The 13,896-nt window shown below is 67.7% G+C and carries 10 protein-coding genes; 3 read left to right on the forward strand and 7 right to left on the reverse strand.

Annotated elements, in window-relative coordinates; translation table 11 throughout:
* Positions 1-41: 41 nt before the first annotated feature.
* The 4 genes from FrCorBMG51_RS19555 to FrCorBMG51_RS19570 form a co-directional block, all read right to left on the reverse strand.
* A complete protein-coding gene (locus FrCorBMG51_RS19555; protein WP_047224500.1) occupies positions 42-806 on the reverse strand; it encodes an SDR family NAD(P)-dependent oxidoreductase in 765 nt (254 codons plus the stop codon).
* 70 nt (positions 807-876) lie between these two features.
* On the reverse strand, positions 877-1,920 hold the full coding sequence (locus FrCorBMG51_RS19560; RefSeq protein WP_047224501.1) for an ABC transporter permease: 1,044 nt from the start codon (positions 1,918-1,920) through the stop codon (positions 877-879).
* Entirely contained in the window at positions 1,917-3,554 is a 1,638-nt protein-coding gene (locus FrCorBMG51_RS19565; RefSeq protein ID WP_052914850.1) for a sugar ABC transporter ATP-binding protein, read from the reverse strand. Before FrCorBMG51_RS19565 ends, FrCorBMG51_RS19560 begins: the two co-directional genes overlap by 4 nt.
* Positions 3,555-3,649: 95 nt before the next feature.
* A complete protein-coding gene (locus FrCorBMG51_RS19570) occupies positions 3,650-4,819 on the reverse strand; it encodes a sugar ABC transporter substrate-binding protein (protein WP_157180589.1) in 1,170 nt (389 codons plus the stop codon).
* An 802-nt stretch (positions 4,820-5,621) separates the two neighbouring features.
* On the opposite strand from FrCorBMG51_RS19570, the gene FrCorBMG51_RS19575 reads away from it, so the two are divergent.
* Entirely contained in the window at positions 5,622-7,556 is a 1,935-nt protein-coding gene (locus tag FrCorBMG51_RS19575) for a helix-turn-helix domain-containing protein (RefSeq protein ID WP_235433743.1), read from the forward strand.
* Here FrCorBMG51_RS19575 and FrCorBMG51_RS19580 read toward each other — a convergent pair.
* Positions 7,469-8,590, reverse strand: a complete 1,122-nt coding sequence (locus FrCorBMG51_RS19580) for a CaiB/BaiF CoA transferase family protein (RefSeq protein WP_047224527.1) — start codon at positions 8,588-8,590, stop codon at positions 7,469-7,471. The genes FrCorBMG51_RS19575 and FrCorBMG51_RS19580 overlap by 88 nt on opposite strands.
* Before the next feature lie 239 nt (positions 8,591-8,829).
* Between FrCorBMG51_RS19580 and FrCorBMG51_RS19585 the strand changes: the two genes are divergently transcribed.
* Positions 8,830-9,990, forward strand: coding sequence for an acyl-CoA dehydrogenase family protein (locus tag FrCorBMG51_RS19585; protein ID WP_047224503.1), 1,161 nt, complete (start codon positions 8,830-8,832; stop codon positions 9,988-9,990).
* Between the two features lie 134 nt (positions 9,991-10,124).
* Here the strand turns inward: FrCorBMG51_RS19585 and FrCorBMG51_RS19590 are convergent, their stop codons facing one another.
* The gene (locus tag FrCorBMG51_RS19590) at positions 10,125-11,753 is read right to left on the reverse strand and encodes a flavin-containing monooxygenase (protein WP_047224504.1); all 1,629 of its coding nucleotides are present in this window, start codon (positions 11,751-11,753) and stop codon (positions 10,125-10,127) included.
* Between the two features lie 23 nt (positions 11,754-11,776).
* Positions 11,777-12,352: a cupin domain-containing protein gene (locus tag FrCorBMG51_RS19595; RefSeq protein WP_047224505.1), complete on the reverse strand. Its 576-nt coding sequence runs from the start codon at positions 12,350-12,352 to the stop codon at positions 11,777-11,779.
* A 395-nt stretch (positions 12,353-12,747) separates the two neighbouring features.
* Here FrCorBMG51_RS19595 and FrCorBMG51_RS19600 point away from each other — a divergent pair.
* Positions 12,748-13,896 (forward strand): cytochrome P450 (locus FrCorBMG51_RS19600; protein ID WP_047224528.1); only part of this gene is annotated, 1,149 nt, incomplete at its 3' end.

The following is a 13,896-nucleotide window of genomic DNA, read 5'->3' on the forward strand; positions in this document are numbered from 1 at the left end:
GCCACTGAGCGGACCGTCGAGGCTGCCATGCAGGGGTGTCCTCACCGGGGTGCCAGCCGAATCGCCCCGTCGAGCCGGATCACCTCGCCGTTGAGCATGGGGTTGGCGACGATGTGCTCGACCAGCGCCGCGTACTCGGTCGGCTCGCCCAGCCGCGACGGATGGGGCGTCTGGGTGCCGAGAGAGTCCTGGGCCTGCTGCGGCAGACCCTCCAGCATCGGAGTCCTGAACAGGCCGGGAGCGATCGTCACGACCCGGATCTGTCGGTCGGCCAGATCTCGAGCGAGCGGAAGGGTCATCCCCACCACGCCGCCCTTGGACGCCGAGTAGGCCACCTGTCCGATCTGTCCGTCGAAGGCCGCCACCGACGCGGTATTGACGATCACACCGCGTTCGCCGTCGACCAGTTCCGCCCTGGCGATCCGCTCCGCGGCGAGCCGGATCACGTTGAACGTGCCCACCAGATTGACATGGACGAGCTGGGCGAACTGGGCGAGAGGCATGACCTCGCCGCGGCGCGACAGGATCCGGCCGGGCGTGCCAACGCCGGCACAGTTGACCACGATGCGGATGTCGCCCAGTGCGGCGGCGGCGTTCAGCGCGGCCGTGACGGCGTCCTCGTTCGTGACGTCGGTCGGCGCGAAGACCGCCTCCGTCGGGAGGCCTTTGGCCACGTCGTCTCCGGGCGCCGTGGGCAGGTCCAGAACCGCGATCCGGGCACCGGCCTCTGCCAGCGCGGTCGCGGTCGCTCGGCCGAGTCCGGACGCCCCGCCCGTCACGATCGCGACACTGTCTTCGATCTTCACGTTTCTCCCATCCGACTGTTTCCAGGTTGGCCAGGTTGGCCAGGTTGGCCAGGACCGAACGGTGCAGGGGTCACGCGCCTCGCCGCCTGCGTCTGAATGCCGCTGACGCGCCGACCGCGAGGATCAGCGCGCCGCCGTCGGCAACACCGCTGACCCACGTTGCGGCACCGCCGAGGGTCAGGCCGCTGACGATCACGGCGACCAGGGCCAGACCGAGGATCGTTCCCACGACGTTGAACTGACCGGGCGCCCACGTGGACGCTCCCAGGTAGACGGCGGCAAGAGCTGGGAGAAGGACACCGATACCGGTCGTGCCGGGGGTCGCGCTGCCCTGCTGCGCCAGCAGGAGCACCCCGCCAGCCGCGGCGAGCCCTCCTGACGTCATGTAGCTCGCCAGCACCAGTCGGTCCACTCGCACGCCGACCAGGCGGGCTGCCGGGCTCGACGACCCGACAGCCACGAGCCTGCGACCGAACGGCGTCTGCGCGACGACGTATCCGATCACCAGCGCGATGAGCAGGGCGACGACGGTCAACCACGGGATCTTCCAGACCGTGGCGGTCCCGAAGTCGACCAGCTTCTGCGAGAAGCCGGAGGAGATGCTGAGGTTGTGGCTGTACCAGCTCTGCATCCCGTCGAGCACGGTCGCTGATCCGAGGGTGGCGATGAGCCCGTTGAGCCCGAACCGTGTGACGAGCAGCCCGTTGACGGCTCCGATCAGCAGACCCGTGACCAGAACCACCAGTACGGCCTCGAGCAGGTTCCATCCGTTGCGCGCCATGAGGCCCGCGGTGAGCATCGACGCCAGGCTGGCGGTGGACCCGACCGAGAGATCGAAGTTGTTGCTCAGGAGTGGGACCATCAGCGCCAGCGCAATGATCAGATTCACTGACTGTGAACTACCGATGATCTGCCAGTTGTGTACGGTGGCGAACGTGTCGGGGAACCGCACCGACCAGGCGACGATGATGGCAACGATCAGTACCAGGAGGCCGAACCGCTCGCCGAGGGCGAGCCACCGCGCCCCGCCCGGCCAGTTCGCACGGCGTGGCGGACGTCCTGAGCCAGGGGGTGCGGGACTGTTCGGACGCTGGTCGGTGGCAGTCGCTGTCATGATGTTCGAGGCTCCATGCTGGTCGGTGGGTGGGTGGCGGGTGTCCGTGGGCCGAGGGCGCGCGACGTCGGCGTGCGCGCTCCGGACGGTGCGCCCAGCCCGTGACCGAGTTCGGTACAGCGCCGCACGGTCAGGTCGGCGTCTGACGCCTCGCCCGTGATCCGCCCGCTGTGAACACCGACCACCCGGTCGCACGCGTCGACGAGTTCCTGAGGATCGGAGCTGACGAGAAGCACCGCGGTTCCGGCGGCCGCGACTTGGCGGACGAGCTGGTGAATCGCTGTACGGGCGCCGATGTCGACGCCCTGGGTCGGCTCGTCGAGCAGCAGCAGCCGCGGCGCCAGTTCCAGCCAGCGCGCCAGCACCACCTTCTGCTGGTTTCCGCCGGACATGGTGGCGAAGTACGCTTCGGGCCCGTCGACCTTGATCTTGTATCGCTCGATGACGCTCTGGGCGTCGGAACGTTCGGCCGCACGCCGCAGCCAGACCCGGTTCCAGTAGCGCCGCAGGCTCGGCGCGCTCAGGTTCGCGCGTATGGAAAGCTCGGCGAACGCGGCCTGTCCGGCGCGGTCCTCGGGGACGTAGGCGATGCCACCCCTGATGGCGGCGGGGACGTCGTTGGCTGTCAGCTCGACGCCGTCGAGGGTCGCTCGACCTCCCCGAGCCGGCCTGACCCCGAACAGCGACTGCAGCAACGTCGACCGTCCCGAGCCGAGCAGCCCGGCGATTCCGACGACCTCCCCGGCACGCACCTGAAGGCAGATGTCGTCCAGTGATCCGACCGCGAAGTTCTCAAGCCGCAGACGGACCTCGGCCTGGTGGGCAGCGACAGCATTCCTGCTCGGCGCGATCGGAGCATGCCCCGTGATCAGTTGGACGAGGATGCTCTCGTCGAGGTCCGCGGCGTCACAGGTCCGGACATGCCGCCCGTCTCTCAGGAAGGTCGCGCTGTCCGACACCGCCAGCAGCTCGGACAGTCGATGCGACACGAAGACGACGGCGTGGCCGCGCCGCGCGTAACCACGCATGGCGTCGAGCACCGCCTGCGCCTCCTCGGCTGGAAGCGACGCGGTGGGCTCGTCGAGGACCAGCGTGCCCCGCCCGGCCTCGGCCTCGTACTGCAACGCGCGGGCGACCGCGATCATCGTCCGCGTGGCGGGCGGAACCTGCGCCATGATCGTCTTTGGTGAGACGTCGATCTCGAACTGCTCCAGCACCTTCTGGACGCGCCGGTGCAGCGCCCGCCACGAGACCGGAGCCAGGCTCCTCGCTCCGAAGGTCGAGCTGACGGCGAAGTTCTCGGCCACCGTCATCGACGGGAACGTGCCCACCGCCTGATGGACGAAGTAGAGCCCGTTCGAACCGGCCCACCCCGGGTTCGTCCGGGTCGCGTCGTGGACGTGGCCGTCAATCTCGATCGTGCCGCTGTCAGCCTGGTGCACCCCGGCCAGGATCTTGATGAGCGTCGACTTGCCCGATCCGTTTCCGCCGCACAGCGCGTGTACCGAGGCGCGGGGGACCTCGAAACTGACATCCCGTAGCGCGCGGGTGCCACCGAAGGTCTTGGAGACCGCGTTGACGCGGATCGCCGGAGCGGTGGTCTGCGGAGACTGCGCCTCGCCGACGGCGGTCATCTGTCCTCCTGTGTGGTCCGGCTGTGTGGTCCGGTATGGCGATGTCCGTGCCGTCCCACGGATCCCGGACGGCACGGGCATCGCGGCGGTTGACGTCAGCCGGTCCAGTTCGCGGTGAACGCGGCCCTGTAGTCGACCGACGGCGTCCAGGACTGACTGTCGGAGGCGGGCAGACCGTGGTCGGCGTCGATGATCTGGAAGCTGGCCCCCTGGTTCGGGATGGTCGTCTCGCCGGCCAGAACCCGGTTCATCGCGTCCGCGCCCTCCCAGCCGAGCCAGTTCGCGGGAACGCCGACGGCGGCGGTGACCACCTTCTTGCGAATCAGGGCCACGGTCGACGGGTAGCCCTCGCCGGCCACCACGACGAGATCGGAGTTCTGGCTTGCGGTGATGACCTGGGAGATCTCGGCCATGGTGGTGTCGTCGGGAGCGTCCACGACGTTCGCCTCAGGATGCTTCTGCAACGCCGTGGCAACCTTCTGCGCCGTCGTCGCCGGGTTGCCAAGGTCCTGGCCCGTGATATCGACCGTGTCGACGATCTGGCATCCGCCGCACCTGGCCAGTTCTTCTCGATATCCGGCCTCCTCGTACTGGGTGACGACGAAGTCCGGGTGCGTGATCAGTAGGACCTTCGCCCTGCCTCCGGTGGCGGCGATCGCATAGTCGGCCTTCAACGTGCCCCACCTGGTACCGAACTGGGGAGGGGTGCCACTGGAATTGATGGTCGCCGAGTACAGCGACGCGCCGCCGCCTGCTTTGGGGTCGTCGCAGTCGTAGGCCCACACGGCCACCGTCGGAATACGGGCGTTCTTCGCCGCCTGGAGCCCCGCCCTGGCCGGTGGGCAGTCGATCGCGATGGTGATGATGCCGTCCGCGTGTGCCGCGACCGCCTGGTTGATGGCGGCCGTATAGCCCGCGGGACTGGCCTTGCCGTCGGCTGTCGTGACTTTCCAGTCCAGCACCTTGGCCGCCTCCTGGATGGCCGCGGCGGGTTCAGAACAGCCGAACAGTGCCGAGGAACACGGAATCACCCAGATGTTCTTTCCCTTCTGGGCGCTGGGACCGCCCTTGGGGGGTGCGCTGTAGAGGCCTTTGTAGGCCGCGTCGACCGCTTCCCGCGCCGTGGCGGTGTAGTCCCCGGATGCCGACGTGGCGCCGCTGCCCGTGGAGTCGGGTAAGTCCGGTCCGGAGGAGGAACACCCGGCTGCGGCAACAAGCGCCACCGCGGTCATGGCGGCGAGCATGCCGGATTTCGAACGCCTCACTGCCCTCAGATGGATCATCGTTCTCCCTGTCGGTGGTGTCTGGATCGGGATGGGAGGCAGAGCCGGAGGCCGCGGCCTGCCCCGACCGGGGAGATCAGGGTCTGGGCCTCGGCGGGCGGGGGCGTTGATGACCGGGCCTGCCAGCAGCGTTGCGGCGTTACCCACGGGGTCGGCCAGCCGCGGGCCGCGCGTAGCGTCGTTGGCCAGGACGGCTGTTCGGGTGGGTGGGAGGGGCGGTGTCCTCTCTCTCGTCGTTCGTGCCCGCCGGAGGGCTTCCGCCGCGGGAGCCTTCCGGCGAAGCAGGTGGACGCGCCCGTCGCGTCGGTACTCCCTGGAATTCGCGGAAGCTGGAACTGTGCTCCGGCTCACAACCTGGCTGAGCGAGGGCGAACGCTAGCGGCGGATCCCCAGGTGCGCAGCCACGCCGCATCCGGCCTTTTGGACCCCGCTCCAAAACCCGCTCCGGCGGGACCACGGGCGACGGTTGAACACTGGCCCCCTGCCGACGGCGGAAACGGACCCCGGTTGACGGTGGGGGTGCTGAGAGTGCAGGACTGGGCGGAGATCCGTCAGCTGACTCGTCGGCCGCCGCGGGCGAACAACCGGCGTCACCGGCAGCGCCACCGCCGGTCGAGGGGCCGGGCCCGGGCGCCGTTGACAGAGACCGTTGCTGGCTGTTTGCTGCCATGGAAGGCATCCGCATCCATGGTTCAGGCGACCTGCGGACGGGGGTCTCGGACAGGACATGAACGGGGCTTGTCAGGCCGAATCGGAGCATCGACAGATACCAAACGTGACCGGTATGCGGCAGCCGTCCGAGTGCGCCTCCGAGGTGGGTGGCGAGCACCGGGAACACCGGGAACTTGCCGCGTTCCGGAAACTGGCTGGCGCGCTGGCCGAAGAACGTGACCTTGACACGATCTTCCATCTCATTGTCGACACCCTCAGCGAGCTGACAGGCGCCGACCGGTGCAGTCTGCATCTGCGCGACCGGGAAACCGGTCTGTTGCACGGCAAGGCCGCGCACGCTGCCCGGGACATCGACATACCCGTAAAACAGCTGGTCAGTGGAATGCCCGGGGACAACTTCACCCGGGAAATCCTCGACACCGGCCGGCCCGTGATGCTCACGAACACGCTGGTGGATCCCCGGCCGGTGCACGCCGCGATGCGTCGCTGGCGGGCACGCTCGGTGCTGGGAATCCCCATGAGGCTCCGCGGCGAGGTAATCGGGATTCTGTGTCTCGACACCGAGGACACCACGATGGAGTTCTCACAGTCGGACCAGGAGCTGGCGTTGTCGTTCGCCGAACTCGCGGCCACGGCGATCAACCAGGTTCAACTGACCTCCCAGCTCAGGGACAGCCTCCACGTACAGGCCAGACAGCTGGAGATGCTGCAGCGCGCTCGTCGCATGGAGGGGCAGCTCGCGGATATCGCGCTGAGCGGCTGGGGGGTTCGCGAACTGGGGGAGACGGTCGCGCAACTGCTGTCGAAGCCCTGCGCCATCTACGACGTGGACTTTCGCTGCCTGTCCTGCGCCGGCGCGGCAGACGATCTGCGCGTGAAACTCCGGTCGTTGGGCAACATGCGGCATCATCCCTCGGTCGAGCCCGTCATGGCGTCGCTCGAGTCCGGACGCCCGCAGTGCATTCCGCCACTGCCGCAGGCCGGCATCAACCATCGGCTCCTGTTGACCTCGATCGAACTCAATGGGCAGCGGCAGGGCTACGTCGTTGTCGTCGAGGCCGCCGGCCGGTTCGGTCAGCTCGATGAAGTCATCGTGCGCAGGGCCGCGCACAACATCGCTCTTGAGCGTTTGCGGAGCAGGTTCGACCAGGACATGGAATGGCATGCGGTCGAGGCCCTCGTGGGAAGCCTGATCCGTGGCGAGCGGGATCTCGGGGAACGAGCTCGCTCGCTCGGCGTCGACCTCACCGCGCGGCGGGTGGTCTGCCTCGTGGCCGCGCGGGACAGCAGTTCGGCAAACCGCGTCGTGTCACGGCAGGTGGCCCAGATCCTGACCGACCGGGAATCACCGTCAAGCGCGCTGGCGGCCTGGTCCGGCAGCGACATCGCAGTGATCATTGAGGTGCCGAAGGACCACGACCGGCGTGAGGCGATCGAATGGGTGAGGGTCCGGCTGCGTACCGTGCTCGCCGAACTCAGCCCGGAAGGCCAGCTCTGTGCGGCGATCTCGACGGTGGTGGAGGCTCCCGGGGATGACCAGCGAGCCCATCGTGAGGCCCAGCAGGTCCTGAAGTGCATCCGGGAGCATCTCTCGGACGCCGAGCCGGGAGTGCTTGCCGCCGACGATCTCGGCGCGGCACGACTCCTGTTGGCCTCCACCAGCCGCGACGAGGCCCGTCAACTCGTTCTCGACACGTTCGGGCCCCTGCTGCGAGATCGGTCCGTCAAGTCCGTGGAACTGATGTCGACACTGGAGCCGTTCCTGCGGCTGGCCAGAAACGTGCGCGACTGCGCCGACGAACTAGGCGTCCATCCCAACACGGTGCGCTACCGGCTCACCAACATCGAACGCCTCACCGGTCTGCGCGTCACCACTGACGACAGTGACTATCTGACCGCGCAGATGGCAATGGCGATCGTTCGCCTCGGCGGCTGCCCGGCGGTTGCCGCCGGCGTCGGCTACCCGCCCGAGGCGTCGCCGACGAGCCGCGGCAGGTCGATGCCGAGTTCGGCGAGCACGTCGGCCGTGTCGTCGTCACCGGGCTGAGGTTCGGCGATCGGTTCCGACCGCGTGCGACTGAAGCGTGGTGCTGGCGAGGGAAGAACGGCATCGCCCACCCTGGTGAAGACCGCCCGGGTCACGTTGTGTGGATGAGCGGGCGCCTCCGACATCGTGAGAACGGGAGACAGGCATACGCCGGCCTGCTCGGCCCGGGCGCACCACTGCGCCTGGGTGCGTTGCCGGAACACCGTCGCGAGCCGCTCCCGCCACCATGGCCAGTTTGCCCGATCCCATCTGTCGACCGATTCGCCGTGCAGCCCCAGCAACCGCAGGAGGGACTCCCAGAGCCTGTCCTCGACCGCCCCCACCGCGACAAGGCGGCCGTCGGCGGTCTCGTACACGTCGTAGAAAGGTGCCCCCGAGTCATTGAGGTTGCTGCCACGCTGTTCCACCCACCTGCCTTCGTTGCGCATCTCATGGCTCATGGTGCTCAACAGGGCCGCGCCGTCGACCATCGCGGCGTCCACCACCTGTCCCACGCCGGACGATCGTGCCTCCAGCACGGCTGAGACGACGCCGAGGGCCAGGAACATCGCACCGCCACCGTCGGCAAGAAGGTTCATCGGAGGGAAGGGCAGGCTCTCGGCTCGTCCGAGGTGGGCCAGGACTCCCGAGACGGCCAGATAGTTGATGTTGTGCCCGGGCTGCGCCATCAGCGGGCCGGTCTGACCCCAGCCGGTCAACCGCCCGTAGACAAGGCGTGGATTGTGCGGTGCGCAGTCCTCCGGCCCGAGGCCGAGGCGTTCCATCGAACCCGGAAGAAAGCCTTCGATCACGGCATCGGCACGCTTGATGATCTCGAATGCGGTGGCGCGGCCATCGGCGGACCTGAGATCCAGCCGCACCCGCCTTCGACGGCGGCCCAGCCCGGCGTCGGACAACGGCGTGATGTCGTCAGCCTCGCGGGGACGATCGACAGCGATGATTTCGGCGCCCAGATCCCCCAACAGCATTCCGCAGAACCGAACCGGCCCCCGACCGCCAAGCTCAAGAATCCGGACTCCTCGCAACGGTCCCACGGCAGGATCCTCCGGATGGTAGGTGATGAGTGGCAATGCGTAACGCCAGTCGCCGCTCACAGAGCAGACAGCACTGGAAGCTATCGCCGTCGCATCCCGCCCGCCCGATCACCTCCTTCTCGTCGTTTGTTCGCGTGACCAACCGGGCCCGCCCTCGTGGACGGTGGGCCCGGTTATACCTGAAAGGGCCTTCGCACCTGCCTGGCCGCACCATCTGGGACAGCGCTGGGAGGCGCCACATGACAGGGACCTTCGCACCCGTCCGAGAACACGACGCGGAGTTGGCCGCGTTCACCGAGATGGTCCGGACGTTCGTGGCACGTGAGATCACCCCCCACCACGCCCGGTGGGAGAGCGACGGGATCGTTCCGCGGGAACTGTGGCGTAAGGCCGGCGCGGCCGGGTTGCTGGGTCTCGGGCTTCCGGCCGAGTACGGCGGCGGCGGCGCGAGCTATCGGTTCAACGCGGTTGTCGACGCCGAGCTTTACCACGCCGGCGCCACCGGGCCGGGATTCACGGTCCACAACGACGTCTGCGGACCGTACTTCGCCGAACTGGCCACTCCTGAGCAACTGGGGCGCTGGGTGCCGGGCATGACGTCGGGTGAACTCGTGGCCGCGATCGCGATGACCGAACCCGGAGCGGGCAGCGATCTGCGGGGCGTCCGGACGAGGGCGACACGAACCCCCGGCGGATGGCTGCTGAACGGCGCGAAGACCTTCATCAGCAACGGCATCCATGCGGACCTGGTCATTGTTGTCGCGCAAACCGGGTCGGACGGCGACGCCGGCCTGAGCCTGCTGGTCGTCGAGCGTGGGATGGCGGGCTTCACGCGCGGCCGCAACCTCGGCAAGGTCGGGCTCCACGCACAGGACACGGCTGAGCTGTCGTTCGACAACGTCGCGGTCCCGGACGCGAACGTGCTCGGGCAGCCGGGCAAGGGGCTGCGCTACCTGATGGCGAACCTGGCGCAGGAGCGGCTCACCATCGCCGTGCAGGCGGTCGCGGCAATGGAGGGCGTCCTGGCGGACACCCTCGACTACGTCAGGACGAGGACCGCCTTCGGCCAGCCGATCGGCCGGTTCCAGCACAACGCGTTCCTGCTCGCGGAGCTGGCCACCACGGTGAAGGCGGCGCGGGTCTTCGTCGACTGGGGGGTGGAGGAGCACCTGGCCGAAAGCCTCGGTGCCGACACGGCCGCCATGATAAAGCTGCACACCACCGAGGCCCAGCAGCGTGTCGTGGACAGGTGCCTGCAACTGCACGGGGGCTACGGCTACACCACGGAGTATCGGGTGGGGCGGGCCTGGGCAGACGCCCGCGTACAGACAATCTATGGCGGTACCAGCGAGATGATGAAGGTTATCATCAGCAGGGGGCTCGGGCTGCACAAAACGTGAGAAGCCGATGCCCCCGGATATCCGCAGTTCCCGCGCCGTTCACCATCCGATGCGCAGAACATGAAAAACCGGTGCCCCGCCCGAATCCTCCCCGGGCGGGGCACCGGTTTTTACCGGGCGGCTCTACCGGGCGGCTATGCCGGTACGGGCGACCTGCTCAGGGTGAAACCGGGGAAGCCGCCGTCGGCCTCCTTGTCGACGGCGGCGCGATAACTGCCCAGGCCGCCGAGGTAGCACAGTGTGCTGGGTTTCTTGCCGGGCACGTTCGCCCCGAGAAACCACGGCCGGTCTCCCATACCCTGCGGCAGGAGAGTGGCGTTCAGGATCGTGTCGCACTGCTCCGACCAGGCCCGGGCGGCTTCCTCGGTGGCCTCTACTCGCTCGGCGCCCTGCTCGATCGCGTGCGCCAGCAGCTTGCCGATCAGTTCGACCTGCGTCTCGATCACCGGTGGATGGCTCGCGAACGGTGCCTGCGGCCCGAGGATCGCGAAAAGATTCGGAAAGCCCGGGGACGCGATGCCCAGCAGGGCCTTCGGGTCCTGTGCCCACTGCTCGGCGATCGTCCGGTCCCCGACCCCGTGCACGTTCATGCTGGCAAGCGGTCCGGTGATCGCGTCGAAACCGGTCGCGTAGATGATCACATCGAACTCGTACTCCGCGGTCCTCGTCCGCAGACCCGTCGGGGTGATCTCCTGGATCGGATCGTCACGGACGCTGACCAGCGTCACGTTGGGCCGGTTGTAGGTCTCGTAGTAGAAGTTGCCCAGCGGAGGACGCTTCCCGCCGATCGGGTGCGTCTTCGGGCACAGCAGTTCGGCGGTCGCGGGATCCCTGACGATTGCGCGAATCTTGCGCCGCACGAACTCCGAGGCGGCGTCGTTGACCCGTTGGTCGACGAGCATGTCGTCGAAGGTCTCGAATATGTAGTGGAAGCCGCCGGCTTCCCAGCCGGCTTCCAGGACGCGTTCGAGTTCGGCGTCGTCGACCTGCGCGCCGAGGCGGTTCGCCGGCTCCATCGGGAAGGCGAACACGTGGTTGAACGTCTTCTCCCAGACGTTCTCGAAGTCACGCCGCAGCGCCTGCTGCTGTTCCGGGCCCAGCGCGTGGTTGCGCCCGGGTAACGCGTAGTTCGGGGTGCGTTGGAACACCGTCAGATGCTCCGCGACCTGCCCGACCGACTGGATCACCTGGATGCCGGTCGCGCCGGTGCCGATGACAGCTACGCGCCTGCCTGCGAAGTCGACCGGCTCCTTCGGCCACTGCGACGTCACGTACGACTCGCCCTCGAAGGAGTCCGCGCCCGGGAACGGAGGCTTGTACGCGATGCCCAGCCAGCCCAGGCCGGTGATGAGCCACCGGCTGGTGATCTGTAAACCGTCCTCGGTGGTCACTGTCCAGCGGTTGGTCGCCTCGTCGAAGTAGGCACCGTCGACCCGCGTGGAGAAGCGGATGTGCTGGCGCATGTCGTGCTTGTCCGCGACCGCCCGCAGGTATTCCAGGACGTCGGGCTGAGCGGTGTAGCGCTCGCGGAAGTCCCACCGCTGCCACAGCTCACGGTCGAACGAGAAGCAGTACGCCCAGCTCTCGGTGTCGGTGCGGGCGCCGGGGTAGCGGTTCCAGTACCAGGTGCCTCCGACGTCGTCCCCGGCCTCGAACACCTGCATGCTCAGGCCGAGCTGTCGCAGCAGGTGAATGGTGCGAAGCCCGGCGAAGCCCGCGCCGACGACGACGGCATCGACTTCCGGGAGAGTTTGCGTAGGCATTACGCCATGTCCTTTCTTGGTTTTCAGTGGCCCTGGGCGGGCTGCTGGGCGTCCAGGATCACGTAGGCCAGCGTGGCCGGAACTTTTCCGTGGTTGCGCCACCCGTGCCTGGCGCCGTTCTGAACCACACACGTGCCCGGGGGGAGGTGAATCTCGGTCCCGTTGTCGAGTTCCACCCAGAGGTCGCCATCGATGACGATGACGTAGTCGATGCTCCTGGTCTGGTGCATTCCCGGAGCGTCGGGCTCGAACACGCCGAGCAACCCTGGCACCTTCGCTTCGGCCTCGGCGACCTGGGACTCGAGGGTTGCCGCGTCCGCGCTGGGTTCGTGTGGTTCGGCACCTGGTTCGGCACCGTCCTCCGGCGGGAGGCGAAACAGTCCGAAACGTGTTCCGCCCGGCCCGGGGAAGAAGGCCGCGTTGTCGGGCTTCGGGTCGCTGAGCGGGCTGCTGAGTGGGCCCTCAGTTCCCCACACCTGGAACATCTGGACACCAGGCATGATCGCCAGTTCGACGGGTGGCAGCGGCGCGTCCTCATGGGCGATGGAGGTTCCCGTGCTGTCGACGCCGGTCACGACGCGTCTGATGGAAAGAGTCATGGCGGGTACTGAGCCTTCCCTGTAATGATTGGTTACTTTTTGTAATTGACGGCGGCGGTGTCCGTGGTGGTCGCCAGGTGGTGCGGTGGTGCTCGACATGGAGGATCGCGAGGGCGGCCCGGGCGATCAGGCTGATCTTCCAGAGGCCGGGACCGATGGTGCGCGGGGCGGAGAAGGCGCTCCTGGCCTCCTCCCTTGCCTGTCACGGCAGGTAGCTGTCACGGAAGGTAGTTGATCTTTGCGGGGAAAGGTTCACTGTGACATGGATCGCACTCGAGGGGGAGTCGGTCGGCACGAGGGATTTGTGCGCGGCTCCAGATCGTGCGCGTCGCGGCCGTCGAACAGCCGACCGACGGCGTGCCATTCTCGTGCTTTCCGAGAACCTGGAGAGTTCGATGCCGACCGCGTACGATCCCACTGATCCCATACAACTGCGCGATCCGTATGCCATATTCGCGGAGCTGCGCACCGCCGGCGGTGTGCATTGGTGCGAGCCGCTGTCGGGCTGGATCGCGGTGGACTGGGCCAGTGTTCAGACTGTGGTCACGACGCCGGTGGTGTTCTCGGCGAATCGTCTCCTGCCGGTGCACGAACGGCTTTCCGAGGAGAACCGCGCGACAGCGGCCGACGTGCTGCGCTGGCTGTCACTGTGGATGGTGTTCCAGGATCCACCGAACCACACCCGGCTGCGCCGCTACCTGTCGACGGTTATCAACCCTCGCATGGTGGAGTCCCTGCGGACGTCGATCACCGAGATCACGTCGGACCTGTTCGACAGCCTGCCGAAGGACCAGCCGGTCGACTTCTTCACCGAGATCGCTCTTACCCTGCCGGGTTACGTCGTCATGGATCTGCTCGGCGTCCCGCGCGACCGGCTGGCCGAGGTCAAGCAGTGGTCGGACGAAATGATGCTGTTCATCGGCAGCTCGCGAGGCGTCGACGACAAGTACGAGAGAGCTCGGCACGGCGCCTGTTCGATGGCGGACCTGTTCCGCGAACTGATTGACGAACGCCGGGTTCGCCCGCACGACGACGCACTCACCCGCATGATCACCACCGAGGTCGACGGCGAGACGCTCACCGAGGACGAGCTGATCGCGAGCATGATGATGATCGGCAACGGGGCGCAGGAGACGACCGCTCACCTGTTGACCAACGGCCTGATCGCCCTGCACCAGCACCCGGACGTCGCCGCCAAGCTGGCGGCTGACGTCGACGGGCTGATCGTCCCCGCCGTGGACGAGTTCCTTCGCTTCGACTCGCCGGTGCTGTCCACCGGGCGCCTGCTCGCCACGGATACGGAACTCGGTGGGCAGCGCCTCAGGGAGGGCGATCGGGTCTTCGCGATGCTCGCGGCCGCGAACCGTGATCCTGGCGTCTTCGCATCGCCGGACGAGATCGTTCTCGAGGGCCGGGCGAACGGGCATCTCGCCTTCTCGAAGGGTGTGCACTTCTGCCTCGGCGCGCCGCTGGCACGCCTGGAGGGGCAGATCGCGTTCAGGCACATGGTGGAGCGATTCCCCCACCTGCGGCTCGCCGAGCCC

It is taken from the genome of Protofrankia coriariae, assembly GCF_001017755.1.
In the GTDB taxonomy this organism is placed as follows: Bacteria; Actinomycetota; Actinomycetes; order Frankiales; family Frankiaceae; genus Protofrankia; species Protofrankia coriariae.

Bases quoted from the DNA above. Each gene is read 5' to 3' on its own strand.
- FrCorBMG51_RS19560 (WP_047224501.1), bottom strand. From the start codon at position 1,920: ATGACAGCGACTGCCACCGACCAGCGTCCGAACAGTCCCGCACCCCCT.
- FrCorBMG51_RS19565 (WP_052914850.1), bottom strand. From the start codon at position 3,554: ATGACCGCCGTCGGCGAGGCGCAGTCTCCGCAGACCACCGCTCCGGCG.
- FrCorBMG51_RS19575 (WP_235433743.1), top strand. From the start codon at position 5,622: ATGCGGCAGCCGTCCGAGTGCGCCTCCGAGGTGGGTGGCGAGCACCGG.
- FrCorBMG51_RS19585 (WP_047224503.1), top strand. From the start codon at position 8,830: ATGACAGGGACCTTCGCACCCGTCCGAGAACACGACGCGGAGTTGGCC.
- FrCorBMG51_RS19590 (WP_047224504.1), bottom strand. From the start codon at position 11,753: ATGCCTACGCAAACTCTCCCGGAAGTCGATGCCGTCGTCGTCGGCGCG.
- FrCorBMG51_RS19595 (WP_047224505.1), bottom strand. From the start codon at position 12,352: ATGACTCTTTCCATCAGACGCGTCGTGACCGGCGTCGACAGCACGGGA.